This is a genomic window from Verrucosispora sp. WMMA2044, from assembly GCF_027497155.1.
GTDB classification, from domain to species: Bacteria; Actinomycetota; Actinomycetes; order Mycobacteriales; family Micromonosporaceae; genus Micromonospora; species Micromonospora palythoicola.
Map to the genome: position 1 here is coordinate 3,215,042 of NZ_CP114913.1, position 25,616 is coordinate 3,240,657.

General features: G+C 70.5%; 26 protein-coding genes. 5 read left to right on the forward strand and 21 right to left on the reverse strand.

Features of this window, described 5'->3' with window-relative positions; genetic code table 11:
• Positions 1-33: 33 nt before the first annotated feature.
• The 8 genes from pheS to O3597_RS14625 all read right to left on the reverse strand — a co-directional run bounded on the left by pheS (position 34) and on the right by O3597_RS14625 (position 5,531).
• Positions 34-1,101, reverse strand: coding sequence for a phenylalanine--tRNA ligase subunit alpha (gene pheS / locus O3597_RS14590; protein WP_281601479.1), 1,068 nt, complete (start codon positions 1,099-1,101; stop codon positions 34-36).
• Positions 1,102-1,314: 213 nt separating this feature from the next.
• Complete coding sequence (locus O3597_RS14595) at positions 1,315-2,112, reverse strand: RNA methyltransferase (RefSeq protein WP_281601480.1); 798 nt, start codon at positions 2,110-2,112, stop codon at positions 1,315-1,317.
• 65 nt (positions 2,113-2,177) lie between these two features.
• Positions 2,178-2,570 (reverse strand): 50S ribosomal protein L20, encoded by a 393-nt coding sequence (gene rplT, locus O3597_RS14600; protein WP_093404272.1) that lies wholly within the window; start codon positions 2,568-2,570, stop codon positions 2,178-2,180.
• A gap of 32 nt (positions 2,571-2,602) precedes the next feature.
• The gene (gene rpmI, locus O3597_RS14605; RefSeq protein ID WP_093404274.1) at positions 2,603-2,797 is read right to left on the reverse strand and encodes a 50S ribosomal protein L35; all 195 of its coding nucleotides are present in this window, start codon (positions 2,795-2,797) and stop codon (positions 2,603-2,605) included.
• A gap of 20 nt (positions 2,798-2,817) precedes the next feature.
• A complete protein-coding gene (gene infC / locus O3597_RS14610) occupies positions 2,818-3,468 on the reverse strand; it encodes a translation initiation factor IF-3 (protein ID WP_164445147.1) in 651 nt (216 codons plus the stop codon).
• A gap of 343 nt (positions 3,469-3,811) precedes the next feature.
• Positions 3,812-4,282: a PH domain-containing protein gene (locus O3597_RS14615; RefSeq protein WP_216592517.1), complete on the reverse strand. Its 471-nt coding sequence runs from the start codon at positions 4,280-4,282 to the stop codon at positions 3,812-3,814.
• Between the two features lie 76 nt (positions 4,283-4,358).
• Complete coding sequence (gene hisG, locus O3597_RS14620) at positions 4,359-5,204, reverse strand: ATP phosphoribosyltransferase (RefSeq protein ID WP_164445148.1); 846 nt, start codon at positions 5,202-5,204, stop codon at positions 4,359-4,361.
• A gap of 45 nt (positions 5,205-5,249) precedes the next feature.
• A complete protein-coding gene (locus O3597_RS14625) occupies positions 5,250-5,531 on the reverse strand; it encodes a phosphoribosyl-ATP diphosphatase (protein ID WP_166457935.1) in 282 nt (93 codons plus the stop codon).
• A gap of 117 nt (positions 5,532-5,648) precedes the next feature.
• Between O3597_RS14625 and O3597_RS14630 the strand changes: the two genes are divergently transcribed.
• Positions 5,649-6,509 (forward strand): ABC transporter substrate-binding protein, encoded by an 861-nt coding sequence (locus tag O3597_RS14630; protein ID WP_164445149.1) that lies wholly within the window; start codon positions 5,649-5,651, stop codon positions 6,507-6,509.
• A gap of 142 nt (positions 6,510-6,651) precedes the next feature.
• On the opposite strand, the gene ribH is transcribed toward O3597_RS14630, so the two are convergent.
• The 6 genes from ribH to rpe form a co-directional block, all read right to left on the reverse strand.
• A complete protein-coding gene (gene ribH / locus O3597_RS14635; protein WP_164445150.1) occupies positions 6,652-7,152 on the reverse strand; it encodes a 6,7-dimethyl-8-ribityllumazine synthase in 501 nt (166 codons plus the stop codon).
• A 5-nt stretch (positions 7,153-7,157) separates the two neighbouring features.
• Positions 7,158-8,420 (reverse strand): bifunctional 3,4-dihydroxy-2-butanone-4-phosphate synthase/GTP cyclohydrolase II, encoded by a 1,263-nt coding sequence (locus O3597_RS14640; RefSeq protein ID WP_164445151.1) that lies wholly within the window; start codon positions 8,418-8,420, stop codon positions 7,158-7,160.
• A complete protein-coding gene (locus O3597_RS14645) occupies positions 8,417-9,037 on the reverse strand; it encodes a riboflavin synthase (protein ID WP_164445152.1) in 621 nt (206 codons plus the stop codon). The genes O3597_RS14640 and O3597_RS14645 overlap by 4 nt, the downstream gene beginning before the upstream one ends.
• A gap of 2 nt (positions 9,038-9,039) precedes the next feature.
• Positions 9,040-10,101 (reverse strand): bifunctional diaminohydroxyphosphoribosylaminopyrimidine deaminase/5-amino-6-(5-phosphoribosylamino)uracil reductase RibD, encoded by a 1,062-nt coding sequence (gene ribD, locus O3597_RS14650; RefSeq protein ID WP_164445153.1) that lies wholly within the window; start codon positions 10,099-10,101, stop codon positions 9,040-9,042.
• Positions 10,102-10,479: 378 nt separating this feature from the next.
• Positions 10,480-11,463 carry a response regulator gene (locus O3597_RS14655; protein WP_164445154.1) on the reverse strand — a complete coding sequence of 328 codons (984 nt, stop codon included), beginning with the start codon at positions 11,461-11,463 and terminating at the stop codon, positions 10,480-10,482.
• 1 nt (position 11,464) lies between these two features.
• Complete coding sequence (gene rpe, locus O3597_RS14660; protein WP_093404294.1) at positions 11,465-12,145, reverse strand: ribulose-phosphate 3-epimerase; 681 nt, start codon at positions 12,143-12,145, stop codon at positions 11,465-11,467.
• A 246-nt stretch (positions 12,146-12,391) separates the two neighbouring features.
• Between rpe and O3597_RS14665 the strand changes: the two genes are divergently transcribed.
• Both O3597_RS14665 and O3597_RS14670 read left to right on the forward strand, forming a co-directional pair.
• The gene (locus O3597_RS14665) at positions 12,392-13,279 is read left to right on the forward strand and encodes a septum formation family protein (protein WP_281601481.1); all 888 of its coding nucleotides are present in this window, start codon (positions 12,392-12,394) and stop codon (positions 13,277-13,279) included.
• Between the two features lie 86 nt (positions 13,280-13,365).
• Positions 13,366-14,250 (forward strand): septum formation family protein, encoded by an 885-nt coding sequence (locus O3597_RS14670; protein WP_281601482.1) that lies wholly within the window; start codon positions 13,366-13,368, stop codon positions 14,248-14,250.
• Positions 14,251-14,343: 93 nt separating this feature from the next.
• Here O3597_RS14670 and drmC read toward each other — a convergent pair whose 3' ends face one another.
• The 6 genes from drmC to O3597_RS14700 form a co-directional block, all read right to left on the reverse strand.
• On the reverse strand, positions 14,344-15,147 hold the full coding sequence (drmC, locus tag O3597_RS14675) for a DISARM system phospholipase D-like protein DrmC (protein ID WP_281601483.1): 804 nt from the start codon (positions 15,145-15,147) through the stop codon (positions 14,344-14,346).
• Positions 15,144-16,985: a DUF1998 domain-containing protein gene (locus O3597_RS14680; protein ID WP_281601484.1), complete on the reverse strand. Its 1,842-nt coding sequence runs from the start codon at positions 16,983-16,985 to the stop codon at positions 15,144-15,146. Before O3597_RS14680 ends, drmC begins: the two co-directional genes overlap by 4 nt.
• Entirely contained in the window at positions 16,982-20,485 is a 3,504-nt protein-coding gene (gene drmA / locus O3597_RS14685; protein ID WP_281601485.1) for a DISARM system helicase DrmA, read from the reverse strand. The genes O3597_RS14680 and drmA overlap by 4 nt, the downstream gene beginning before the upstream one ends.
• 95 nt (positions 20,486-20,580) lie before the next feature.
• A complete protein-coding gene (locus tag O3597_RS14690; protein ID WP_281601486.1) occupies positions 20,581-21,156 on the reverse strand; it encodes a hypothetical protein in 576 nt (191 codons plus the stop codon).
• Between the two features lie 163 nt (positions 21,157-21,319).
• Complete coding sequence (locus O3597_RS14695) at positions 21,320-22,234, reverse strand: DNA-processing protein DprA (protein ID WP_281601487.1); 915 nt, start codon at positions 22,232-22,234, stop codon at positions 21,320-21,322.
• Between the two features lie 115 nt (positions 22,235-22,349).
• Complete coding sequence (locus O3597_RS14700) at positions 22,350-22,697, reverse strand: hypothetical protein (protein WP_281601488.1); 348 nt, start codon at positions 22,695-22,697, stop codon at positions 22,350-22,352.
• Positions 22,698-22,834: 137 nt separating this feature from the next.
• Between O3597_RS14700 and O3597_RS14705 the strand changes: the two genes are divergently transcribed.
• Both O3597_RS14705 and O3597_RS14710 read left to right on the forward strand, forming a co-directional pair.
• A complete protein-coding gene (locus O3597_RS14705; RefSeq protein WP_281601489.1) occupies positions 22,835-23,734 on the forward strand; it encodes a helix-turn-helix transcriptional regulator in 900 nt (299 codons plus the stop codon).
• The gene (locus tag O3597_RS14710) at positions 23,734-23,928 is read left to right on the forward strand and encodes a DUF397 domain-containing protein (RefSeq protein ID WP_281601490.1); all 195 of its coding nucleotides are present in this window, start codon (positions 23,734-23,736) and stop codon (positions 23,926-23,928) included. The genes O3597_RS14705 and O3597_RS14710 overlap by 1 nt, the downstream gene beginning before the upstream one ends.
• A gap of 115 nt (positions 23,929-24,043) precedes the next feature.
• Here O3597_RS14710 and O3597_RS14715 read toward each other — a convergent pair whose 3' ends face one another.
• On the reverse strand, positions 24,044-25,162 hold the full coding sequence (locus O3597_RS14715) for an IS630 family transposase (RefSeq protein WP_281601491.1): 1,119 nt from the start codon (positions 25,160-25,162) through the stop codon (positions 24,044-24,046).
• Positions 25,163-25,616 lie beyond the last annotated feature (454 nt).

The following is a 25,616-nucleotide window of genomic DNA, read 5'->3' on the forward strand; positions in this document are numbered from 1 at the left end:
GTGTAACCACCGTCTCCGTAACTCGCGCCCGCACTAAGCCCCGTGGCCGAACGCCCGGGTGAACCGGACGTCGCCCTCGACCAGGTCCCGCATGTCGCCCACCCCGTGCCGGAACATCACGGTCCGGTCGATGCCCATGCCGAAGGCGAAGCCGGAGTAGACCTCCGGGTCGATGCCGCAGGCCCGCAGCACCCGCGGGTTGACCATGCCGCAGCCACCCCACTCGACCCACTGTGGCCCCTTGCGGTGCTCCGGGAACCACACGTCGAACTCCGCCGACGGCTCGGTGAACGGGAAGTAGTGCGGCCGGAACCGGGTCTTCGCGCCCGCGCCGAACATCGCCCGGGCGAAGTGGTCGAGGGTGCCCCGCAGGTGCGCCATCGTGATGCCCTTGTCCACCACCAGACCCTCCACCTGGTAGAAGACCGGGGAGTGGGTGGCGTCCAACTCGTCGGTGCGGTAGACCCGGCCGGGCACGACCACGTAGATCGGTGGGGTGCGGCTGAGCATTGTGCGTGCCTGCACCGGTGAGGTGTGCGTACGCAGCACCAGACCGGAACCCTCCGGTGCGATGTGGAAGGTGTCCATCAGTCCCCGGGCGGGGTGGTCGGCGGGGATGTTCAGCGCGTCGAAGTTGGTCCACTCCAGCTCGACCTCGGGGCCCTCGGCCACCTCGTAGCCCATCCCGATGAACAGGTCGCTGATCTGCTCCATCAGCAGCGTGATCGGGTGTCGGGAGCCACGCGGGTGCCGGTCGTACGGCAGCGTCACGTCGACTCGTTCGGCGACCAGGACCCGCTCGGCCTGCTCGCGCTCCAGCACCTCGGCCCGGGCGGCGTGCGCCTGCTCGATGGCCCGGCGGGCCTCGTTGACCCGCTTGCCGGCGTCGGCCTTGGCGGCCGGCGGCAGCGCGCCGATCTCGCGGCGGGCCAGCGAGACCGGGGCCCGGTCGCCCAGGTGCGCCGGGCGCACCGCGGCCAGCGCGTCCGGGTCACCGGCGGCGGCGAACGCCTTCTCGGCCTCGGTCACGGCCTCGGCCAGCGCGGCCGGGTCCAGCAGGGCGACCTGCTTCGGGTCGTACGGATCGTTGCGGTAAGTCATGGCGTACGGGCACTCCCTCACGACGGCGCCGGCCCTCGCGGGCGGCTAGGCGAGTCTACGGACGCGCGGCTGTGCCGCAGCCCGCCGGTGGGAGTCGTGTGGAGAGCAGGTCAGGCCCGCCGCCCGCCGACACCGGCGGGCTGGCTAAACGAACGCCGTGGTGCGTTCACCATGGGGGCCGCGTCTCCTCCGTCATGCGCGCGTGACCTCGGGTCAGCGCTGTGCTCTGGCCGAAGCGTACAGGCAGACGGCCGCCGCCGCAGCCAGGTTGAGGCTCTCGGCCCGCCCGTGCAGCGGCACCCGGACCCGGGCGTCGGCGGCCTCGGCCAGCTCGACGGGCAGGCCGTGCGCCTCGGAGCCGAAAAGCCAGGCGGTCGGTGCCGCCAGCCGGCCGGCGTCGACCAGCTCGTCGAGATCAGATTCGCCGTGGCCGGTGGCGGCGAGCACCGTCAGCCCGGCGGCCCGGGCGGCGGTGAGCGTCGCGGCCGGGTCGCGTTCGCGCACCACGTCCACGTGGAACAGGCTGCCGGCCGACGACCTGACGCACTTGCCGTTGTACGGGTCGACGGCGTCACCCGCGAAGACCACCGCGGTGGCGCCGGCCGCGTCGGCGGTCCGCAGCACCGTGCCGGCGTTGCCCGGGTCACGGATGCCCGCGAGCACGGCCACCAGCCGGGGGCCGCGCGACAACGCGACCTGAAGGGACACGTCGAGGTGCCGGCAGACGGCGACCAGCCCCTGCGGGGCGACGGTCTCGGCGAGCGCGGCCAGCGCCTCGTCGGTCACCTCGGAGACGGGCACGTCGCCGCCGGCGGCGCTCGCCGCCAGGTCGGCGTACCGGTCGAGGGCGGCCGGGGTGCCGAACAGCTCCAGCACGGTGCCGGGTCGGCTCAGGGCCTCCCGGACCGCCTGCGGCCCCTCGGCGAGGAACCGACCCGAGGCGTCGCGGTCGCGGCGACGCTGAAGTCGGCGCGCGGCCACCACCCGGGGCGTACGCGGTGTGAAGAGCATGGTCTCGGCCGCACGCGCGAGGCGTCCCCCGTTGCCGAGGGACGCCTCGCTGCGCTGGGTGGGACTCAGGCGGCCTGGGCGGGCGCGCCGCCGGTGCCCTCGGCCTGCACGGCGGCCCGGGCCAGCTCGACGATCGCCGCGAACGCGGCGGCGTCGTTGACGGCCAGGTCAGCCAGGATCTTGCGGTCGACCTCGATGCCGGCCAAGCGCAGGCCCTGGATCAGCCGGTTGTAGGTCATCCCGTTGGCGCGGGCACCCGCGTTGATCCGCTGGATCCACAGCTGCCGGAAGTCGCCCTTGCGGTCGCGACGGTCCCGGTAGGCGTACTGCATCGAGTGCAGCACCTGCTCCTTGGCCTTGCGGTACAGCCGGGAGCGCTGACCGCGGTATCCGCTCGCGGTCTCCAGCAGGGTACGGCGCTTCTTCTGGGCGTTAACAGCCCGCTTGACGCGTGCCATCTCAACTCCTTCTTGGATTCAGGTGGCGCGCGTCAGCGGCCGAGCAGCTTCTTGATGCGCTTGACGTCAGCCTTGGCCACCTCGACCACGCCCGTCAGCCGGCGGGTGCGGGTGGAGGGCTTCTTCTCGAGGTTGTGACGCAGACCGGCCTGCTGCTTCGTGATCTTGCCCTTGCCGGTCACGCGGACCCGCTTGCCCATCCCCGTGTGGCTCTTCATCTTCGGCATGTGGAACGTCTTCTCCCCTGTTACTGACCGCTGGTGTCAGCGGTCGCGCCGGTATCACCGGCTGCTGCGCTCTCACTGGTCACCGCAGGTTCGGCGGCCGCGGCGGTGGCGGGCTCCTCCGCGGTCCGCTCCCGGGGTCCACCACGGGACGCCGTGGCGGCGACCGCGGAGGCCTTCACGGCCCGGTGCGGAGCGAGAACCATGATCATGTTTCGGCCGTCCTGCTTCGGAGCGGACTCCACGTATCCCAGTTCCGTGATCTCGGACTCGAGCCGGCGCAGGAGCCGGTAGCCCAGCTCCGGGCGGCTCTGCTCGCGACCGCGGAACATGATCGTCACCTTGACCTTGTCACCGGCCTTGAGGAACCGCACCACGTGACCCTTCTTGGTCTCGTAGTCGTGCGGATCGATCTTCGGCCGGAGCTTCATCTCCTTGATGACGGTCTGCTGCTGGTTACGCCGCGCTTCGCGCGCCTTCAGTGCGCTCTCGTACTTGAACTTGCCGAAGTCCATGAGCTTGCACACCGGCGGGCGCGCCATCGGCGCAACCTCGACCAGGTCCAGATCGACGTCCGCGGCCAGCTGAAGGGCGCGCTCCAGTGGGACGATGCCCACCTGCTCACCCTCGGGGCCGACCAGTCGGACCTCACGTGCCCGGATCTGCTCGTTCACGCGTGGTTCGACGCTGATGGGGCCTCCTCGAGTCGGATCTTCATGCGTGGCCGACCCGGCGGCTCCCGGTGGGAACCGGCCCGGAAAGTAGAAGGCCCCGGCGTATGCCAGGGCCCGCTCGACCGGTCGGCACGATCACAGGAACGCGCATCCGGTGCCGGGACGTGCCCGGAACCGGTGACCGGACCCGGACGCCACAGGCGGCGACTCGGGTGGGAGCAGGCGCTCCGCTTTCACAGCCGTCCTGACGCTCAGGACAGCATGGTCGACTCCACAACACTACACCCTCGGCAACCGGGACCTCAAACCGAGCCGGCGGGCCCGAGCGGACGCAGCGAACGGATCAGCGGGCCGCGCGCTCTGCGACGGCGGTCAGGTGCGCCTGGTGCAGGCGGCGCAGGGCGCGCACGCCGTCGACGGCGAGCTGCTTGTCGGCGGCCTGGAGGGCGACCACCGGCAGCAGGTCGTCGTCGTAGAGCTCCAGGGCCGCCCAGGGGGCCCCGCGGTCGAACCGGACGCCGCGGACGACCTCCCAGGGTAGCTCGTACGAGCCGATGATGTTGCGGACCCGCACTCCCCGCACGTCCGCCTCGACCCGGGGTCGGGTGAACAGCAGAGTGCCCAGGGCGAACATGACCCCGAGCCCGATCATGGCCAGCTGGTCGCCGCGCTGGAAGGTGCCGTACCCGTTGCCGGTGGGGCCGGTCAGCGTGGTGGCGACCAGGGCGAAGACCACGACCAGCAGGACGGCCGACACCCAGCAGACCAGCCGGATCCGCCGGGGTCGCACCCGGACCACGTCGGTTTCACTCACCCCACCAGTCTGCCATCCGACCGTACCCGGGCATCCGGCGCCACACAGGGCCGGGACCTACCGGCCCGGCAGGCCCTCACAGCCGGCAGGCGTGGATGTTGGTGACCAGGATCGCCCGGGCTCCCAGTTCGTAGAGTTCGTCCATGATCCGGTGCACGTCGTCGCGGAGCACCATCGCCTGCACCGCCACCCAACCCTCCCGGTGCAACGGGGAGACCGTCGGTGACTCGATACCCGGGGTGAGCGAGCTGGCCCGATCCAGCAGCCCGGCCGGCACGTCGTAGGCGAGCATCACGTAGCGACGGGCCACCAGCACCCCGTGCAGCCGGCGCATCAGCTGCTCGGCCTGCGGGTGCGGGGCCGCGCCGGTGCGGCGGACCAGCACCGCCGAGGACTTCAGCAGGGGCTCACCGAAGACCACCAGGCCGGCCTGGCGCAGCGTGGCGCCGGTCTCGACCACGTCGGCGACCACGTCGGCCACGCCCAGCCGGATGGCGTTCTCCACCGCACCGTCGAGCCGGATGACGTCGGCCTTGACGCCCAACTCGGCGAGGTGCCGCTCGACCAGCCCCGGGTACGCGGTGGCGATCCGGTGCCCGCCCAGCTCCCGTACGTCGGCGATGTCGTCCGGACGGGCGGCGAACCGGAAGGTGGCCCGGCCGAAGTTCAGGTCGACCACCTCCTCGGCCGGCGCGCCAGAGTCGATGAGCAGGTCCCGGCCGGTGATGCCGACGTCCAGGTCACCGGAGCCGACGTAGGTGGCGATGTCCTTCGGCCGCAGGTAGAAGAATTCGATGTCGTTTGCCTGGTCGCGGCAGACCAGGTCCTTGGTGTCGGTGCGCTGGCGGTAGCCCGCCTCGCGCAGCATCTGAGCGGCCGAATCGGCCAGGGCGCCCTTGTTGGGTACGGCGACACGCAGCATGACGGAGTGCTCCTTCGATCGGTTTCGGGTCGACGGTGGGGGCACTCACAGATGTCGGTAGACGTCCTTGAGGTCGAGACCGCTGGCGAGCATCAGCACCTGGACCTGGTAGAGCAGCTGGGAGATCTCCTCGGCGGTGCGCTCGGGCCCCTCGTGCTCGGCGGCCATCCACGACTCGGCGGCCTCCTCGACGACCTTCTTGCCGATGAAGTGCACGCCCTTCTCCAGTGCGGCGACCGTGCCCGAGCCGGGGGTGCCGGCCGCGGCCTTGGCCTGCAACTCCGCGAACAACTCCTCGAACGTCTTCACGGAGACGGATTCTCGCAGTCGCCGAGGGTGGGCCCGAGCACCGGGTCGGTGGTGACCGGTGGACGGGAGGCACACCGACCGGGGCGGTGGGACAACCCTTCGATCTTCGCCTATGTTGGTCGTACGCTGTCCGCCATGGTCACCACCCCGCGTACCCTCGCGTTCGCCTCCGCGGCGGCCGTCCTGCTCGCGGCCAGTGCCTGCACGCCGCAGGCCCAGCCCGCGCCCATGCCGACCGTGTCGATGGCCTGCGTCAAGGACAGCCTGCCCACCCAGACGCCGGGCAAGCTCACCATCGCCACCGGCGAGCCGGCCGACGAGCCGTGGTTCGTCGACGACAAGCCGGCGAACGGTAAGGGTTTCGAGTCCGCCGTCGCCTACGCGGTGGCGGAGCAGCTCGGCTACGCCCGCGACGACGTCACCTGGACACGGGTGGCGTCCGACGCCGCCGTCGCCCCCGGGCCGAAGACCTTCGACTTCGGCATCGACAGGTACTCGATGACCGAGGAGCACAAGCAGGCGGTCGACTTCTCCGCGCCGTACCACCTGGTCCGGCAGGCGGTGGTCGCGCTGGAGTCCTCCAAGATCGCCGACCGGAAGGCGCTGGCCGAGCTGCGTGACGCCCGACTCGGCGCGCAGGCCGATACGACCAGCCACCAGGCCATCACCGACCTGCTGCGGCCGAGCTCCGAACCGCGGACCTACAAATCCCGCGACGAGGCCGCGAAGGCGTTGCGCAGCGGGCGGATCGACGGCCTGGTGGTGGACCTGCCCACCGCGTTCGACCTCACCGGCGGGAAGATCGACGACGCGGTGATCGTCGGGCAGCTCCCCCAGGTGGGCAGCCCGGAGGCGTTCGGACTGCTGCTGGCGAAGGACTCGCCGCTCGCCGGCTGCGTCAGCGCGGCGGTCGGACGTCTCGCCAGCGACGGCGTCCTCGAAGAACTCGAACAGCAATGGCTCACCCAGACCGCCAAGGCCCCCAACCTCACCTGACTGTGCCCTCCCCCGCCCGTCCCCCCACCCGCCGCACCACGTGTTGATCAAGAAGTTTCGGTCGCCCGAGCACGCCACGATTTCTTGACGCGAACTTCTTGATCAACCGGGCAGGGGGTGGGACGGGGGCGGGGTCGGTGGGTCAGGAGGTGAAGCCGACGGGGTGGGCGGGGGCGGCGGCCGCCTGGCGGATGGCCAGGGCGGCGTCGAGGGCGGCCACCGTCGACGTCCAGCCCTTGTCCTCGGCGGATCCGGGCAGGCCGGCCCGGTCGCGGGCCTGCTCGATGTTGTCCACGGTCAGCACGCCGTGGGCGACCGGCTTGCCCTCGTCCAGGGCGACCCGGGTCAGCCCGTCGGTGACCGACCGGCAGACGTAGTCGAAGTGGGCGGTGGCACCGCGTACCACCACGCCGAGGGCGACCACCACGTCACAGCGCCGGGCCAGCGCCTGCGCCACCACGGGCAGCTCCACCGAGCCGGCCACCCGGGCCACCACCGCCCGGGCACCGCACGCCTGCGCGGCGGCCACCGCCCGGTCGAGCATGTGGTCGGTCAGCTCACCGTGCCAGCGCGCGGCGACCACACCGACGGTCATCCCCGCCGCGTCGACCGGAGCCGAACCCGGCTCCCCGAAACCCGCCATCTCGCCTACGCTCCGATCTCTGTGCCGGGCACCGTACGCCCCATCGGCGCTTCGGCGGCCTCGTCCAGCTGGTCGAGCAGGTGCCCCATCCGGTCCCGCTTGGTCCGTAGGTAACGTACGTTTTCCGGGTGCGGACGCACCGGCAGCCCCTCGCGGCCGGTGATGGTCAGGCCGTAGCCCTCCAGCCCCGCCCGCTTGGCCGGGTTGTTTGTCAACAACCGCATCGAGCGGACCCCGAGGTCGTAGAGGATCTGCGCGCCGGTACCGTAGTCACGCGCGTCGGCCGGCAGGCCGAGGTCGAGGTTGGCGTCCACCGTGTCACGGCCCTGGTCCTGCAACTGGTACGCCTGGAGCTTGTGCAGCAGCCCGATGCCACGCCCCTCGTGACCACGCACGTAGAGGACCACGCCCCGCCCCTCGCGAGCCACCCGGTCCAGGGCGGCGTTGAGTTGCGGCCCGCAGTCACAGCGCACCGACGAGAAGACGTCACCGGTCAGGCACTCCGAGTGCACCCGGACCAGCACGTCACGGCCGTCGCCGATGTCGCCCATGACCAGCGCCACGTGCTCGGCCGAGTCGTACTCGCTGCGGTAGCCCAGGGCCCGGAAAACCCCGTGCTCGGTGGGCATCCGGGCGTCCGCGACCAGCTCGACCTGCTTCTCGGTGCGCCGCCGGTAGGCGATCAGATCCGCGATGGTGACAAGCGTCAGCAAGTGCTCGGCGCAGAACTTCTCCAGGTCCGGCAGCCGCATTATGGTGCCGTCGTCGTTGACCAGCTCGCAGAGCACCCCGGCCGGGCGCAGCCCGGCCAGCCGGGTCAGGTCCACGGCCGCCTCGGTGTGTCCGGGCCGTCGCAGCACCCCACCCGAGCGGGCCCGCAGCGGCACCACGTGCCCCGGGCGGGCCAGGTCCGTCGGGCCGGTGGCCGGGTCGGCGAGCAGCCGGATGGTGTGTGCCCGGTCGGCCGCCGAGATGCCGGTGGTGACTCCTTCCCGGGCGTCGACGGTCACCGTGTAGGCGGTCTGCCGCTGGTCCTGGTTGGTGTGGTGCATGGGCGGCAGGTCGAGCCGGTCGCACTCGCTCTCGGTGAGCGGTACGCAGATGAAGCCCGAGGTGTGCCGCACCGTGAAGGCCAGCAGTTCCGGGGTGGCCAGCTCGGCCGCGAAGATCAGGTCGCCCTCGTTCTCCCGGTCGGCGTCGTCGACCACCACGACCGGGCGGCCGGCGGCGATCTCGGCCAGGGCCTGCTCGATGTCAGCGAAGGTCATGCCGGCACCTCCGCCCCGTCGGCCGCGCGAGCGCCCAGCAGCCGCTCGACGTACTTGCCCAGCACGTCCACCTCCAGGTTGACCGGATCACCGACGGACCGGGTGCCGAGGGTGGTCGCCGACAGGGTGGTGGGGATCAGGCCGACGGCGAACCAGTCGTCGCCCACCTCGGTGACGGTCAGCGAAACCCCGTCGACGGTGATCGAGCCCTTCTCCACCACGTAGCGGGACAGCCCGGCGGGCAACCGGAACCGGACCGTCTCCCAGCGCGCCGCCGGCTCGCGGGAGAGCACCTCGCCCACGCCGTCGACGTGCCCCTGCACCAGGTGACCGCCGAGGCGGCTGCCCAGCGCGGCGGCCCGCTCCAGGTTGACCCGGTCGCCGGTACGCAGCGCGCCCAGCGCCGAGCGGCGCAGCGTCTCGCCCATCACGTCGGCGGTGAACACCCCGCCGTCGACGTCGACGACGGTCAGGCAGACGCCGTTGACCGCGATCGAGTCGCCGTGCCGTGCGTCGGAGGTGACCAGTGGGCCACGGACCGCTACCAGGGTCGAGTCCTCCGCCGTCGGGGTCATCCCGACGACCTCGCCCAGTTCCTCGACGATGCCGGTGAACATGCCTAGCCCTCCCTCTTCCGGGGCAGCGCGGTGATCCGCAGGTCGGGACCGACCTGCGTAACGTCGGTGAGTTCCAGGTCGATCGCCTCAGCGATGGTGCTCACACCCGCGTCGACGAGCGCGGCGGGCCCGGCACCGAGCAGCCGGGGTGCGAGGTAGCCGACCACCCGGTCGACCAGGCCGGCGGCGAGGAACGCCCCGGCGAGCCGGGGCCCGCCCTCCAGCAGCACCGCCCGTACCCCACGGGTGCGCAGGGCGGCGAGCAGCGCCGGCAGGTCCACCCCGCCGTCCGGGCCGGTGCCCACCTCGGCGGCGGTGGCCACCCAGGTGCGGGCGGCGCCGTCGCGGACCCGGGCGTCGCCAGGGGTACGCCCGGCCGAGTCGACCACCACGCGCAGCGGCTGCCGGATGGCCAGACTGCCGTCACGCAGGTTGCGCACGGTGAGCCGGGGATCGTCGGCGAGGACCGTGCCGACACCGACCACCACCGCGTCGACGGTGGCGCGCAGCGCGTGCACGTCCATCCGGGCGGCCTCGGAGGTGATCCACATGCTGGTGCCGTCGGCCGCCGCGGAACGACCGTCGAGGGTCGCCGCGTACTTCCAGATCACGTACGGCCAGCCTCGGCGCATGGTGGTCAGCCAGGCCACGTTGCCGGCCTCCGCCTCGGCCTCGCGAACTCCCACGTCGACCCGGATGCCGGCGGACCGCAACGTGGCCGCGCCGCCGGTGGCGACCGGGTTGGGATCCGGCACCGCGATGACGACCCGAGCCACCCCCGCCTGGACCAGCGCGGTGCTACAGGGGCTGGTGCGGCCGACGTGGTCGCAGGGTTCCAGGGTGACCACCGCCGTGCCACCCTTGGCCCGCTTGCCGGCCTGGGCCAGCGCGACGATCTCCGCGTGCGGTCCCCCGGCGTACGCGTGGAAGCCCTCGCCGACCACCTCGCCGTCGGCGTCGAGCAGCACGCAGCCGACGACGGGATTGGGACTTGTGGTGCCGAGCCCGCGCGCCGCGAGTTCGATCGCCCGACGCATCGCCTCGTCCACGGAGACGCTCGCCATCGCCTGCCGTTGCCCTCTCGCTCGTACGCGCGGGCAGGGAGTTCGGCCAGGTGGCCACGGGCAGGCGGAGTCCGGGTACGGCACAGCCGCCCCGGTCGGGACGCGCGCACGCCGGAGCCCGGCGAGCCACACGGCCCCCTTCCGTCCCGCGCGCTGTCTCCCATCCGGACTGTCTGGGCGCGGACGAACCGCCCCCAACCGTCGGCCCCGGATTCTCACCAGGTCCACCGGGCGGACGAACCGCTCCCGGGTCGCGGGCTTACCACGGTCGGACCGTGGATCACCGCCGGTTCGGAATTACACCGAGTCCCGCCAGCGCGTGGTGGGTACTGAGCAAAGTCTTACACGCCCGGCGGGGCACCGGGCCACCCGGGCGAGCTACTTCACATGACGGTGACCGGGGTCGGCGACACCGCGACGACGATCCACCGCCACGTACGAGCCGGGTTGGCTCTTCGCCACGGTCTTCATCTCGGAGGCGACCGTCATCGCCTCCAGCGGGTCGGTGATGCGCTTGTCGGTGTCGGAGATCGCGACCCCGATGGAGAGGGTGACCAGCGCCGCCCGGCGGATGTTGCCGCGCCGGTCCTTCAACTCCACGTAGCCGCGTTCCCGGTCGGTGGGATCGTAGAGGGCGTCCGCGGCCTTCTCGAAGTCCGCCGACACCCGCAGGGTGAGCGGCCGCACCTGCTCCGGCGTGCACACGAAGACGAAATCGTCACCGCCGACGTGGCCGAGGAAGGCCGGCGGCAGGGCCACCGCGACCACCGCCCGGTGCAGGCTGCGGGCCAGTGCCGAGATGAACCCGTCGCCCCGGACGAACCCGTACCGGTCGTTGACGCTCTTGAACCGGTCGATGTCGATGTAGCCGACGGCGTAGTCCGCGCCACCACGGACCCGGTCGGCGATCTCCCGGCGGATCCGGCTGTTGCCCGGCAGGCCGGTCAGCGGGGAGACCTCCCGGAACTCCTTGTTGCGCCGCAGCGTGGAGCTGACCCGGGCGACCAGCTCGGCGTTGTCGAAGGGCTTGACCAGGTAGTCGTCGGCGCCGGCGTTGAGCCCGTGGACCTTGTCCTGGGTCATTCCCTTGGCCGTCAACATGATCACCGGCAGGGCGGCGGTCATCGGGTCGGCGCGCAGGCGTCGGGTCAGTTCCAGCCCGTCCACCCGGGGCATCATCAGGTCGACCACGGCCAGGTCCGGCCGTTGGCGTTCGATCAGCTCCAGCGCCTCCTGGCCGTCGGCGGCGAGGATCACGTCGAAGCCCTGCAGACGCAGGTTGAACTCGACGAAGCGGGCGATGTCCTCGTCGTCGTCGACGACGAGGATCACGTCCTTGCGATCGTCGTCGGGGGTGTCCACGTCAGGCCCCGGCCGCCGCGCGCTCGGCCAGCCCGCGCAGCCGGCGTACCGCCTCGGCCGGGTCGTCGGCGCCGTAGACGGCGGTGCCGGCCACGAAGGCGTCGGCCCCCGCCGCGGCCGCCTGCTCGATGGTGTCGGCGGCGATCCCGCCGTCGACCTCGATGCGCAGCTCCAGGTGGCCGGCGTCGACGTGGCGACGCGCGGTGCGGACCTTGTCCAACAGCTGCGGGAGGAAGCGCTGCCCGCCGAACCCGGCCTTGATGGTCATGACCAGCAGCGTGTCGAAGCTGGGCAGCAGGTCGAGGTACGGCTCGATCGGGGTGTCCCGGTCGATCGCCAGCCCCGCCTTGGCACCGGCCGCCCGTAGGTCCCGGGCCAACGCCACCGGGTCGTCGCAGGCCTCGGCGTGGAAGGTGACGTTGTACGCCCCCGCGTCGGCGTAGCCGGGCGCCCAACGCTTCGGGTCGGTGATCATCAGGTGTACGTCGAAGGGCAGCTTGGTGGCGGCCCGCAGGCTCTGCACCACGGGCAGCCCGATGGTCAGGTTCGGCACGAAGTGGTTGTCCATGACGTCGACGTGCAACCAGTCCGCGGCGTCCTCGACGGCACGGACCTCCTCGGCGAGACGGGAGAAATCGGCGGCGAGGATGCTGGGCGCGACGATCGGCGGCGGTACGGTCACAGGGCCAGTGTACGAACGCGGCCAGCAGCCGCGGCAGCGTGCCAGCAACCGGGACACCCCGTGACCCGGAGGTGACCAATGGTGCAGAATGACCCCCCTCGGCACCGATGAAACGGAATGAAGCTCAGCTTCCACTGGCCAGACGACCGATTCGCGGCAACACTCCATCGGGGACGGTGACGTATCGTGCAGGCCGGTGGGCGCGGGAGCCGGCAGCCGGGCGGCAGCTCCCGGAAAGGGCGGACGATGCGACGGTGGCTCGCGGCACTGGCGCTGGCCAGTGTGGCTGCGATGGTGCTCAGCGGCTGCGTGCGGCCGGGCGGAACCGACGGCGATCTCACCGACGACTGGCAGACACTGCGGGCACCGACCATGTTCGTGCCGGCCACCGACGCCTGTCTGCCCCGGATCACCGCGGTGGTCCAGGCGGGCACCTACGAGACCGTGGACTGCGCTCGCAACCATCTCGCCGAGACGGTCCACGTCGGCACGTTCACCGACGCCGCCGCCGAGGGCGAACGCCCGGAACCGGAGTCGGCGGCGCTGCGTACCGCCCGCGCGGAGTGCGACCAGCGGGCGCGCCTGGTGCTCGGAGGTGACTGGCACACCGCCCGGTTGACGCTCAACATCTCGCTACCGTCGGCGCCGGCCTGGAACGGTGGTGCCCGCTGGTTCCGCTGCGACCTGAGCGAGACCGACAGCATCGACAACACCCGGCCGGTCAACCGCACCGGCAGCCTGCGCGGCGCACTGATCGGTGACTCACCGCTGGTGCACCGTTGCTTCGACCCGAAGCTCATCGGCGACAGCCTCAACTACATGGCCCCGGTGCTCTGCACCGAGCCGCACGGCGCCGAGTTCGTCGGCGTCTACGTCGAGCAGGACATGAGCTGGGAGCAGTTCGTCCGGTCGTCCGGCCAGGCCCACAAGCGGTGCATGGAGCTGATCGCCGCCTTCGCGGACGTGCCCAACAACGCCGACCTGCCCTACCGCGCCGGTTCCATCTTCTACCCGCCGTCACAGCGGGAGTGGGAGGAGGGCGACCGGGGGGTGCGGTGCATCCTGTGGAGCGACGACCGCAAGCTCACCGGCTCGATGCGCGGCGTCGGCCCGCGGGGACTGCCCGTGACGTGAGCACGGCGCGCGAACGTCCCCCGCACCACCCGATCCCGGTACCGTATGCTGCCGCTTCGACGGGCGGCAGCGGGAGGTCGGCGGGGATGCGGCGATGGTTGACCGGAGTCGCACTGGGTGCCGTGGTGGCGTTGGCGGCCACCGGCTGCACCAGACCGGCCGGCACCGACGGTGACCTCGTCGACGACTGGGCGTCGATGGCGGTACCCGCGTCCTTCACTCCCGACTCCGGCACCTGCCACCGGCAGCCGCAGGAGATCGGTTACCTCAGCGCGTACGCCCCGGTGGACTGCGCCGAGCCGCACCGGGCCGAGACCCTGCACGTCGGTGCCCTCGCCGAGGTGACCGGGGCTCGACCACCGGAGGTCGGCAGCAAGGGGATGCGCGCCGCGTTCGCCGAGTGCGACCGGCAGGCCCGTCGGATCCTGGGCGGCGACTGGCGCGCGGCCCGGATCGGACTCACCGTCGTCCTACCCTCGCCGCAGGCGTGGTCCGGGGGCGCCCGCTGGTTCCGCTGCGACGTGCACGAGCTACGCGGACTCGACACCCCGGTGCCGGTGCGGCGCACGGCCAGCCTGACCGGCGCGTTGGACGGGTCGTCACCGCTGGGGCACGGCTGCTTCAATGCCCGCACCGAGGGCGACGAGGTAATCGAGATGGTCGCCGTCGAGCGCACCGCGCGGCACCGGGCCGAGTTCGTCGGTCTGTGGCAGGCGCCGGAGAGCAGCTGGTCGGAGTTCCTGGCGAACCCGGCGCGCAGCCATCGTGGTTGCCGCAGCGCCATCGCCCGCTACGCGAAGGTGCCGGACGACGGCAACCTCCAGTTCCGGGTCGGCACCATCTTCTACCACCCGGCCGAGGGCGAGTGGCGCAGCGGCAACCGGTCGGTGAGGTGCTTCCTCTGGATGAGCGACCGCACCCTCACCCGCTCGGTGAAGGGCGCCGGCACCCGGGTCCTGCCCATCAACTGACCATTCCGCCAGGCCCGGGCAGCAGATATCAGGTTCGCACTGACGATCGTCGGTATTCTGGATCTCCTCTGGCCTCGTCGAGCCGCCGGCTACTCAGAAGAGTCGCTGCAACACGCCGGTCCGGGAGTCGACAAGGGCCTGGAAGTGCGCGACGAGCTTTCGCACCACCTCTGGGTCATGGAGAAACACGCCGACCTCAATATTGTGGGACAGTGCTCGGTCGGTGAGGTTGGCGCTGCTGATCAGCGCGACCTTGCTGTCGGCGGCGAGAAGCTTCGCGTGCAGGGCTGCGTGCGGATTTCCACTGGCGACTCGTCGTGCGGCCGGCCAGTGCCAGAACGTCGCGCGGTTACGGAGCGCCGCGAAGGTGACAGCGGCGCTGGCCGATCCCCGCAGGGCACCGCCGTCTTCGGCCGGGCTTTCCAGAATCAGATCGATGCGTACGCCCCGATCTGCTGCGGACCGCAGCTCGGCGATCACCTCGGCGACCCCGTACGCGGCGAAGCTCGCCACGAGCAGTCTGCTTTGAGCCGCACGGATGACCTCCACGACCACGGAGCTGGTGAGCCGGACCGGCACGGCCGCGCTGGTCGGCCCGCTGACTGCCAGCTCGGTACGCCGCGCAGCCAGCCGCTGGTGCAGGAGGGCGGCGCTGCGCAGGGCAAGAGCGACCGCTGAACCGGGCAGGTCGCGTGCGTCGGTTCGCCAGCTCTTGATCAGTCGTGCGGCTTGGGTGCCGACCGAGAACCCGGGCCGGGCGTCGATCAACGCGGCGGCCACCCCGCTGTCGGCAGGTGTGTCGACGGTCAGCAGCACGGCGGCCCAGGCAGCGACGTGATCGGCCGGGAGCGTGGTGGCGATATCGGTGATCACCTCCGTGAACCGCTCGTGGTTCATCGGGCGAGGAATCCGGAGCCGGGGTCGGTGAGTGTGTCGACCAGCAGGGCCCGATCCAGGTAGTGGTTGCCGCGTTCGCAGGACGTCTCGGCGGCGAAGAGGCAGGCGTGGCAGGCGGCGGCCGACAGGCGGGCGTGCACGGTCGGGTCGTGCTCGGCGCAGAGCGGATCAGAGCTGCACAACCGGGCGGCGTCCAGGGCCCGTTCGACGAGTTGACCGAGCCGGTCCGTACGCCCCAGGGAAACGAGGCCGCCGAGGGTGCCCTCGCTGTCGGGTGCCGCGGTGTAGAGGAGTATCCCGGCGGATGGGGTGTCGCCGGGCCAGGCGTAGACCCGCTCTCCGATCCCGGCGGCGCTGTATCCACATTCCAGGGCAAGCTCACGGATGAGCACGTGAGCGAAGGTATGCAGCAGGACGTAGCGAAGACCAGGCCACTGTTCCGGGGCCAGCTTGCGCTGCGCCCGCCAGAGATCATGGGCGCGAATCAGCAGCTTCTCGCGTTGCTTGACCTCTGGCCGGTGTTCCCACTCGACGACGGCCTCCTCGTCGACCCGCAGGAAGATCCCTTCGCCTCGCATCTCAGCGCAGGGCAGCCAGGTCGGCTTGCCGAGAGTCAGCGGTGCCCGCCGCTGGTCGGGGGTGTCGAGCACGTCCCACTCGGGGGCGTCGATCCGGGTGAAGCCGTACAGCGCGGAGACCTCCCGCAACCGAGGGACGAGGACCACCTCGCGGAGCCACCTGCGGTGCTGGTGCGGCACCGGCTCCGGTCGGGTGGTGAAGTCGGGCAACTCGGTGCTGGTGCCGGCGGTGAAGGCCAGCCACTCGGGCTTGCGCAGATCGTCGCTGTCGTCGGATTCGTCGTCCGGCTCAGCCTTGCTGCGACGTTGGATCGCCGCCCAGACCCGGTCGGCACCGTAGGGTCGCAATTCGATCCAGCAGCTCTGGGTCTGCATGATCTTCTTTGCCGTCTCCGCGTCCAGGCCGGCAAGCAGGTGCAGCTCTGATGACCAGAATTTGGCGACCACCTGGTCGACCGGATGCTCGGAACGGGGAAGGCTGAAGACCCGCAGCTGCATGGCGAACCAACTGTTGGTGGCGCCCAAGGCGAGGGTGCGGGTGGGGGCGTCGCAGGGCTCGTAGGTGCCGAGGTGGGGGTGGCGTCCGCGGCAGGCGGGGAGGGTTTTTTCGGCGTGCAGACCGATCGCCACCGACATCGGGCGGGAAGCTTTGCACTCACAGGAGATGAAGATGTTGGCCGCCTCGCCGGTGCTGCCGCGTTCGGCGAGCGTGAGCGAGTGATCGGCACCCGGGTCCGCGCCACCGTGCGCGACGTACGACCAGGGGAAGTCGTCGAGGTGACCGTTGTCGCAGGCCAGCACGAAGCGGGCCGGCACTGCGGTAGGACGGGAGTTGCCGTTGCCCCGGCAACTGTGCACGTAGCGGGCCCGGTCCGGCTGATAGGGCGACGACAACAACTCGAACAGCCCGGAATCCGCCGGCGCAAGGCGGTTGCACCGGGTGTCCGAGCAGCGCAGCCAGGTGGGAAAGAGCGCCACCGGCACGCCCACTCGGGTCCAGTCGGCGAACAGGTCGGAGGTCTCCGGCAGGTGCGGCGGAAGCCGAAGGCTTTCCACCTGGCTCCCGAGCCTGCGCCGGACCGCCGTCAACAACCGGTCCTCGGTGACCGGCATCGAGTGGGTGAGATCCCAGTGCGCCAAGCCGAGGGTCAGCACCGACAGGTTGGGCAGGTCGGCGACCGAGCCGACGCCGTAGGTGTGCAGCAGTTGGTTGGGGCGCAACGCGCCGACCCGCAGGTTGCGGGGCTGCAGACTGCTCACGTCGGCCCCCCGGCGGTGCCGCCCCCAACGGGCGGCACGAACGGCGGTGGATCATCCACCACGGCACCGAGCTGCAACTGGAGTTGGATGCCGGGCTCCACGTCGCGCAGCGAGGTGGGGCAGGTAGTCTGTGCCCACCGGCCCTCCTCTGGGCGGTGCAGCAGCCCGGCGACGTCGTCGCTGTGGTACGGCTTGTCGTAGGCCAGCCGTCGGGCCGGCCGGGCCCGTTCCCGTGCCCACAGGTCCAGGCGTGCCTCCAACTCGTCCTCCACCCGCTGGCGAACGGTGTTGTCGGCGGCCACCTCGCTGCGGCGCTTGAGGAACCGCACGACGTGGTCGGCGAGCTGACTGTGCCGGTCGAATTCCCGCGCCCGCAGGTTGCCGTTGTAGGTGCTCTCCAGATCGCGGACCAGCGCCACCAGCACCCCGGTCAGCCCTCGGTCGATGGCCCGCTCGGCGAACGGGGTGACCGACAGGGCTTCGACCTGCCGGTAGACCGTGGCGTGGAAGTGGTCGAACCGCTCGTAGTGCGACAGGTCGCGCGGCCGGGCCCAGTTGTAGACGGTGAACACCAGGCCCGGTGCCTGCCGGCCGACCCGGCTCGTCGCCTGGATGTACTCGGCGGTGGACTTCGGCTGGTTGGCCACCACCATCACGCCGAGCCGGGCGATGTCGACCCCGACGGCGATCATGCTGGTGGCGAGGAGCACGTCGACCGGCCGGGGAGCACCCTTGGCCCGGGTGCTGTCAAAGCGCACCGCGAGCCGGTCCAGCAGCGGCCGGATGGCGTCCGAGGGCATCCGGGAGGTCAGTTCCTCCAAGTACGGGTCGTACCGTCGGGCGAGCCCGCGTTCGTCGGCGCGGATCAGTCGGCTGGAGACGTCGTCCTCGACCAGCCGCCGCATGCCGCCCAGGTCGCGCAGGCTGTTGAAGTAGCCGACCAGGGTCATGTAGGGGTCGGTGACCCGGTTGCGGCCGTAGGTCTCGTGGAGTTTCTGCGCCGCGCCGAGCACGGAGACGTAGACCCGGATCAGGGTCGACCGCAGCCGGTTGCCGTGGGCGCAGATGCCGACGTACCGCCGGCCAGGATGTTTTTCGGTCTCGCGCTGGCGGGCGAAGAAGCTGTCCGCGGCATCCAGCCCCGACGGCGGGAAGACCCGGGTACGCCGGTTGAACAGGGCGCCGATCTGCTGCTGGGCACGGCGTACGGTGGCGGTGGAGGCGATCACTTTCGGCCGGGACCAGTGCCCGGGGACCGGCTCCCAGCTGGCCAGCCGGTCCACTGCGGTCTCGTACAGCCCGACCAGCGAGCCGAGCGGCCCGGAGATCAGGTGCAGCTCGTCCTGGATGATGAGGTCGGGCGGACGCAGCCGCGCGCAGGGGACGACGCGGTTGCCCGGCCGGTGCCGCTTGCGTTCCCAGTCGGTCGATTCGAGGTCTTCGGTGAGAAAGCCGTGCTGGTCACAGTGCTTGCCGACGCGGCCGAAGAGCGTGGCGGTCTCGCCCTTCCACGGCAACTGGGCGAACTTGTCGACCGTGGCGATGACCAACGCCGGCGGATGGCGGTAGAGCTCCTCGTCAACCAGGATCACCGGCAGCCCGATCTCGTCGCCGGCCAACGGAAAGCTGCCCACCTCACTGAACGGGCACTCCACATCGAAGCAGCGCACCAAGGTCCGCCAGTGTTCGCGATCCACCTTGATGTCCCGGCCCGGCTCGATCCTCGTGCCGCACCAGGGGCAACTGGTGAGCTGATGCGGTGAGCCGATGCCCCGGGTGGACCGGCCCCGCCGACGCTCGTCCAGCCAGTCCTTCGCGTCCTGGGTGCGGTTCGGGGTGACCCGGCCACCGACCCACAGTCCGATCCGGATCGGTGTGCTCCCCCACGTGTGCGGATCAGCCCGGCGTAGGGACTCCGCCGCACAGATCAGGGTCGCGGCCCGCTCGAACTGTTGGATGGTGAGCAGCCGCAGGGTGTACCGCATCAGCACGGCGAGCCCGGCCCCGCCGGTCATCCCGGCCAGGTCGAGCTGGCGGCGGCGGATCGCGATGGTGAAGGCGGTCAGGCCGAGGTACGCCTCGGTCTTACCGCCACCGGTGGGGAACCAGAGCAGATCGGCGAGGGCGCGTTCGACGTCGTCACCTCGCTCCGGGTGCCGTGGGTCAGCCAGGGCCGGCAGGTTGATCAGGACGAAGGCCAACTGGAACGGACGCCACCGGTGGTTCTCGGGCCGGTCAGCATCGGCGACCGCCTGCGCCAGTGGGAGGTTCGGGTGCTCCCGCCGCCGGGCAGCGACCACACTGTGGACACGTTGTAGATACATCGCCCGGTTGGCGAACCCGAACGCCTGGCGGGCCGCCGGGTCGGCAGCGGTGAGCAGCTCGATGCCGGCGGCGATCCGGTCGGTCGCCTCCCAGGCGTCGCGCAGCGCCTCGCGGACCTGTCGGTGGTAACCGTCGAGCCGCCGGGCGGGGTCACCGGCGCTCGCCTCGTTGCGGTCGATCCACGCCCGATAGCCGGCAACGAGGGGCTGCAACGCCGCCGTGAGGGCGGAGGCCGGGCCGTCGGCCAGCTCGGCGAGACGCCGCATGTCCAACTCGACGTCGGCCAACTCGGGCAGGTCGTCGTCCTGGTCGCTGCTGGGCACGTCGGTGAAGGGCAACTCGTGTATCGGGACGGTCGTGGTGCGTACCCGATGGGCACGTTGGGGATCGCTGGGCGACGGCTCGGCGTGGACGGCGGTGCCGTGCCCCACCGCGAACTCCGGGTGGAACCGGTAGGCCATCGCCAGCCGGTGCCGTTCGGCCTGGTCTGCGTCGTCTCCGCCGGTGACCTGCTCCGGCCGGGGCACGAAGACCGGCTCGCTCTCCTGCGGGCCGGTGGCGGCCAGCTCGACCTGGAAAATCCATCGCTTCGGCTGGCGCGACGAATCGCTGCGCTCCCGGTTCTCCAGGAAGAGCGAGACCAGCCAGACCCTCCTCAGGCAACGCACCCGACCCCGCACCACGACGTTCGGCTGCGCCGCGTCGACCGACCGGGGCTCAATCAGCCCTTCCCGCAGCGGCACGACGACCAGGCCGCCGCGTTGGTGCCGTCGCCAGACCGGCCGGCCGGCGTGTTCCTCACGCTCGGAGGCAGCGGTGTCGTAGCTGCCCCAGGCCGCGGTGACCCACAGCTCGGGAATCGACAGCGGCACGCTGGCGGTGAAGCCGAGCGCGGAGGGCGCCAGGCTCGGCACGCTCGGTGCGGCCGGTTCGGTGCCGCCGTCAGCCGCGTCCAACGCGGTGGCGTCGGCGAAACCGTCCTGAGTGGCCGGATCCACCGACACCCCGTTGGGTGCTAGCCGCCCGAGAATGTAGCGGTCCAACGGGCTCTCCCTGGTGGGAAACTCCTCCGCCGGACCGCTGAGGGGGCCGCGCAGATCGGCAACGACCAACCGTTGCAGTTCGTCGCGGATCGTCCGCTCATCCGGTACGGCGAGCACGCCCTGCCCAGTCATGACAGCGACCGTAGCGTTTCCCTACGACATCGGCAGACCGCTCGGTGCACACCTGCATCAACGGCTCACCGTCGCCCACATCGGAGCCCAGCTCGTCAGCCGGCGTCCGTCGCACATCGAGTGGTGTCGAACAGCGGGCTGGCGATGGCGTCCATCAGCCGCTTGGCCGGCGGGTATGTCGGATCCACGTGGCGGCCGAGAATGATCGCGGCCACGGTAGTGGCACCTGCGGCCTTGAGGGCGTAGGCCAGCGACTGCACACGGGCACCCGTTGTCCAGGTGTCCTCAAGGACCAGTGCGTGGACCGGGGCGCTCGCCGCAGGCAGGGCCGGAGCAAACCAGTCGGCGTGGAAGTCGTGGTCGTCGGGCCCATAGCTCGGATTAACCGTGCTGGCAATCCAGGGCAGTCCGAGTCGATTGCCGACAAGCTCGGTGAGTGGATGCGTGCTGATGCTGTTTCGGGTGCTGGGGACGGTGATGACATGCGTTGGCCGAGCGCCGGTGCGAGCCGCCACGCAGGCAAGGTGGTCGCGTAGGAAGAACAGGAGGAGGGCGAGCAGGTTTCGCCGAGCCTGCTCGGACCGGGCCGCACCCTTGTAGGTGCGGAGGTTGTGATGGTGCTGCCAGGTACGCGGCGAGTAGGAAATCGGCAGCACGAGGTCCGCGAGCACGCCGCCCGATCGGGTCAGGTGGGACTGGCAGCGGAAACAGAGCGCATAGCCCTCGCCTCGGACCCCACGGCAGGTGGGACAGACCCAGGCGTACGCCGGCAACGGGTTGCGTAGATAGCCGCGCTGGACCTCGATGTGCCGGCGGATGATGGTCCAGCGCTGGTCAGCGGAGGGCCAAGTCAGGGAAGTTCTCCAGGCCGGCTTCGGTGGGCTGGTAGCTGAGGATGTCGTCGATGGCGTCCACCAGCTCTGCGGTGCCGTTGACGACGTAGACGCCGGGATTCTCGGCGAACGCCCTGGCCCAGTCGCAGCGCATGACTTGACTGGTCAGGACGACGGGGCGGCCGTGTTGAAGGGCGAGCCTGGCCTGAATCCGCGCTCCGCTGGTTTCGCCTGCTTCGACGACGACGGTTGCGACTGCGTACCCGCTCATCACGGCGTTGCGCATGGGAAAGCTCTGCCGGCTCGGCGGGGCGTCGGGCCAGAACTGGGAGATCAGCAGACCGACGTCGGAGATGTGGTCCTGTAGACGTCGGTTTTCTGCCGGGTAGTACCGGCGGATCCCGGTGCCGATGACCGCGACGGTGCGTCCGCCCGCCTTCAGCGCGGCGGTGTGAGCGGCGGTGTCAATGCCGCTGGCGATCCCGCTGACCACGGTCACGCCACGCCTGGCGAGGGTGGTGGCAACCGCCTGGGCGATCCGTAACCCGTCGGCGCTTGCCTTACGGCTGCCGACAACCGCCACTGCTCGATCATGAACCTGTAAATTGCCCCGACTGAACAGGAGCGGAGGCATCTCCCGGATGCCGAGAAGCTGAGCCGGGTAGGTGGCGTCGAAGAAGGCGTGAACGCCGATCCCTTCCGCTTGCCAGCCGGCTATCTCGTCAGCGGCACCGTCGATCAGGTCGGAGATCGATTCCAGGTCCGGGAAGAGCGTGTCGGAGTGACCGACGGATCGTTCGAGGACGGCTTTCGCGCTGCCATTCTCCTGAATCTCCAGGGCCGTCTCCGACCAGCTCGTCTGCGGGCGGCGAAGAAGGGCGACCAGGGCAGCCCGTTCGATCGTCGCCGTGTCCATGCCCACGATCGTAGGCCCTGGCCTGCCATCCCGGCTCGGCCATCCCGGCCGATGTCGCTGATCAGCTTGCTCGAAGGACACCACGATCGGAACATATGTTCGATTCGCGTGAAGGTCAAGTTTGAACCGGGCCGGCGGGCGGTTCGGCGGGGACCAGGACGGCCGTGCCGGACCAGTCGATGTCCTCGTCCGCGATGGCTTTGTCCGGCTCGTCGTCCTCGTCGAGTGTGGAGTAGCACGCGTAGTAGCGGCCGAAGCCGTAACCGCCGGCCGCCAGGGTGGCCAATGCCCACGGGCGCAACCGGTCGCACAGCTTGTCCGGTATCCGCCGGTCGACCGGCACCCGAAGGACCCCGAGCAGGTCGTGCCACTCGTCGCAGGTGCCGGCATCCACGACCCGGGACAGTGAAAACGCGTGCCGCACCTGCTGCCTTTGCTCGATCCACCTGATCTCGCCAGCCATCCTGCCTCCTCGCATCGGCGTGAATCCCGTAGAGGCAGCATCACTCACTTGTTCGCTTATATCAAGGGCATGTTGTCGCCTGTTTTCATCGAGTATGGTCTTTCAGGTATCGGTGACACTCACAGGATGGAGCAGAGATGACGCCCAGCGCCGCAAGGACGCGCCGCAAGTCTTCGCCACCACTCGAGTCGCCCACCGTTCAGGCGTGGGAGCTTGGGCTACGGCTGCGGGAACGCCGCGAGGAGGTGGGGATGACTGCGGCTGCGGCGGGCCGCGCCAGCGGCATCACGCAGGCGTACATCTCGGGGGTGGAGGCCGGGCGGGTCAAGCTGCCGGCCGACCGGCTGGCCCAGCTCGTCACGGTGTACGAGATCGACCCGGCCGACGCCGCCGAGCTGGAGGCGCTGCGCGTCGCGGCGATGCGGCGGGCCTGGTGGCACCAGTATTCGCAGCTCTTCCCGGCGGAGTTCCTCCGCTTCCTCGGCTACGAGGCGGGCGCCGAGCACGTCCGCAGCTACCACAACGAGCTGTTGCACGGGCTGTTGCAAACCGAGGACTATGCCCGCGCGGTCATCCGAGGCGGCAACACCTACGTCCGGCTGACCGAAATGGACCGGCGGGTCGCCGTGCGGATGGCCCGGCAGCAGCGGCTCGTCGGCGACCACCCGCTGCGGCTGACCACCGTCATCGCCGAGGGCACGCTGCGGCAGCAGGTGGGTGGCCCGGCGGTGATGAGCGCCCAGCTCGACCACCTCGACCGGTTGCTCACCGAGCGCCCGGAGCAGTTCGAGATCCGAGTGGTGCCCTTCACCGCCGGGGCGCACCCCGCGCTCGGTGGCCCGTTCCAGATCCTGTCGTTTCCGTCGCCTCGGCTGCCCGACCTGGTCTGGCAGGAGGTGCTCACCTCCAGCGACATCATCGACCAGTCCAGCCGGGTCGCGGACTACGCGGTGACCTTCGCTGAGGCGCGGGAGCGGGCGTTAAGCTCGGTGGAGTCGCTGGAGCTGATCCGGCAGATTGCCAAGGAGATGACGTGATGACCCCTCGCCCCGATCGTGGCTGGTTCAAGTCCTCCCGCAGCTCCGACAACGCGGCCTGCATCGAGGTGCGGTTCGTCGACGGCGCGGTCGACGTCCGCGACACCAAGGATCGCACCGGTCCGATCCTCGCCTTCGACGGCCACTCCTGGACCAGCTTCCTGACCAGCCTCAAGGCCGACACGGCGAGCTAGCACGCAGTTTCGCCCTGTGGCTTGGACTGACATCTCGCAGGGTGGGCCTGCCGCCGGCGGCCACGTGTTGGCGAAACCGCTAGTGCCGTGACCACCAACGTTCAGGGTGTTGGGGTCAGGCTGCGCGGGTGGTGGGTTGGCCCCATCGTCGTTGGCGTTCGCTGCGGATGCGGGCGCGTTCGCGGCGTTGGGCGGTCAGGACGTTGGGGTGGCGGGCGTTGGCGTTGCGCCAGCGCAGGTAGGCCTGGAGTCGCCGGGCGAGCGCGGGGTGGTTGGGGTGGTTCGAGCCGGCGATGACGAAGGTGCGTAGCGGCCCGAACTGGGCCTCGATCGGGTTGGCCCAGGAGGCGTAGGTCGGAGTGAAGCAGAGTTCGACCTTGTTCCGGGCCGCCCACGTGCGGATCTTGCGGCCTTTGTGCGCGGACAGGTTGTCCAGGATGACGTAGATCGGTGCCCCGTCGGGGCGGGCGGCGCGGATCGACTTGAGTGCGGTGAGGGTGTGCGCGGCGCTCTTACGCCGCCGCACGACGCCCCAAAGCTGGTCGTCACCGACGGAGTAGCAGCCGTGGAACTGCCGAACCCCGTGCAGCTTGTGGTAGTTCGCGGGCAGCCGGTGCGGATGCCCGGCCGGAGCCCACCCGGCGCCGGCCTGCGGCCGGATCACCAGGGGACCGAACTCGTCGAACGCGAACACCCGCTGCGGGAACTGGCTGCTCACGTACTCGATCCGGGCGAGCTTGGCATCCCGGTCAGGGTCGGTGGACTCCTTCCACGTCTTGGTCCGCTGGAAGGTGATCTGGTGCCGGTGCAGGATCTGCCGCAGCCGTTCCCGCCCGATCCGGATCCGGCGGGTGGCATGCAGGCGCAGGTGGTCGGCGAGCTTGCGGATGCTCCACCGGGTGAACGGCCGCCCCAGTTTCTCGGGGCGGGTGTTGGCCGTCTCGACGATGAGCTGCTCTTCGTCGCTACTGATCTGGCGGGGACGGCCACCCGCCCACTGAGGGTCCAGGCTGGCCATCCCCATCTCGTTGAACCGGTGGATGACCTGCCGGATCGTGTCCTCGTCGGCCTGGACCAGGCGGGCGATGGCCGGCACTGTGTTCCCGCCGGCCGAGGCGAGCACGACCATCGCCCGTCGCAGTCGGATCGGGGAGCCAGTTCCCCGGCGAGTGATTCTGAGCAGCTGCTGACCTTCCTGGTCACTCAGCCGCCGCACGCGTACAGGATCTGCCACCGCCACAGCCTGACCGCCGCGACGCCGCCCCGTCGACAGGCCGGACGGCGTGTCAACCAACACCGTGAACGTTCGTGGTCACGGCACTAGCGGTGCGCCGGCAGCTTCAGCCATGGTGCACGAGGATCCTAAACTAAAGAGATGCGCCCCCCAACAACAGTTGTCCGTTCAACCGCCATTGCGGTAGGTGCAATTTACGCCGTCATTCTCTACGGCAGCGGATTCCGCTTCGGACCCGGGGTCAAGGTCGCGCTCGCCTACCTGCCCGCATTTTTGATCATCGGCGTAGTTGCCTTCGATCTCTGGATTTGGAAGTGGCCGGGCGTTATTCAACTCGCCAGGCGCCCCTCGATCGGGGGAACGTGGTGCGCATATCTTTACCCCCATCCCGATAGCAAAATTCCGAAAGATGGAAATCGTGGACCAATTCAGGCAACCGTAGTTATAGAACAAA

What these genes read in the sequence shown, in the direction of transcription:
- pheS (WP_281601479.1), bottom strand. Translation starts at nt 1,101, where the DNA reads ATGACTTACCGCAACGATCCGTACGACCCGAAGCAGGTCGCCCTGCTG.
- O3597_RS14595 (WP_281601480.1), bottom strand. Translation starts at nt 2,112, where the DNA reads ATGCTCTTCACACCGCGTACGCCCCGGGTGGTGGCCGCGCGCCGACTT.
- rplT (WP_093404272.1), bottom strand. Translation starts at nt 2,570, where the DNA reads ATGGCACGCGTCAAGCGGGCTGTTAACGCCCAGAAGAAGCGCCGTACC.
- rpmI (WP_093404274.1), bottom strand. Translation starts at nt 2,797, where the DNA reads ATGCCGAAGATGAAGAGCCACACGGGGATGGGCAAGCGGGTCCGCGTG.
- hisG (WP_164445148.1), bottom strand. Translation starts at nt 5,204, where the DNA reads ATGCTGCGTGTCGCCGTACCCAACAAGGGCGCCCTGGCCGATTCGGCC.
- O3597_RS14630 (WP_164445149.1), top strand. Translation starts at nt 5,649, where the DNA reads ATGGTCACCACCCCGCGTACCCTCGCGTTCGCCTCCGCGGCGGCCGTC.
- ribH (WP_164445150.1), bottom strand. Translation starts at nt 7,152, where the DNA reads ATGGCGGGTTTCGGGGAGCCGGGTTCGGCTCCGGTCGACGCGGCGGGG.
- O3597_RS14640 (WP_164445151.1), bottom strand. Translation starts at nt 8,420, where the DNA reads ATGACCTTCGCTGACATCGAGCAGGCCCTGGCCGAGATCGCCGCCGGC.
- O3597_RS14645 (WP_164445152.1), bottom strand. Translation starts at nt 9,037, where the DNA reads ATGTTCACCGGCATCGTCGAGGAACTGGGCGAGGTCGTCGGGATGACC.
- ribD (WP_164445153.1), bottom strand. Translation starts at nt 10,101, where the DNA reads ATGGCGAGCGTCTCCGTGGACGAGGCGATGCGTCGGGCGATCGAACTC.
- O3597_RS14665 (WP_281601481.1), top strand. Translation starts at nt 12,392, where the DNA reads ATGCGACGGTGGCTCGCGGCACTGGCGCTGGCCAGTGTGGCTGCGATG.
- O3597_RS14670 (WP_281601482.1), top strand. Translation starts at nt 13,366, where the DNA reads ATGCGGCGATGGTTGACCGGAGTCGCACTGGGTGCCGTGGTGGCGTTG.
- drmC (WP_281601483.1), bottom strand. Translation starts at nt 15,147, where the DNA reads ATGAACCACGAGCGGTTCACGGAGGTGATCACCGATATCGCCACCACG.
- drmA (WP_281601485.1), bottom strand. Translation starts at nt 20,485, where the DNA reads ATGACTGGGCAGGGCGTGCTCGCCGTACCGGATGAGCGGACGATCCGC.
- O3597_RS14695 (WP_281601487.1), bottom strand. Translation starts at nt 22,234, where the DNA reads ATGGACACGGCGACGATCGAACGGGCTGCCCTGGTCGCCCTTCTTCGC.
- O3597_RS14700 (WP_281601488.1), bottom strand. Translation starts at nt 22,697, where the DNA reads ATGGCTGGCGAGATCAGGTGGATCGAGCAAAGGCAGCAGGTGCGGCAC.
- O3597_RS14705 (WP_281601489.1), top strand. Translation starts at nt 22,835, where the DNA reads ATGACGCCCAGCGCCGCAAGGACGCGCCGCAAGTCTTCGCCACCACTC.
- O3597_RS14710 (WP_281601490.1), top strand. Translation starts at nt 23,734, where the DNA reads ATGACCCCTCGCCCCGATCGTGGCTGGTTCAAGTCCTCCCGCAGCTCC.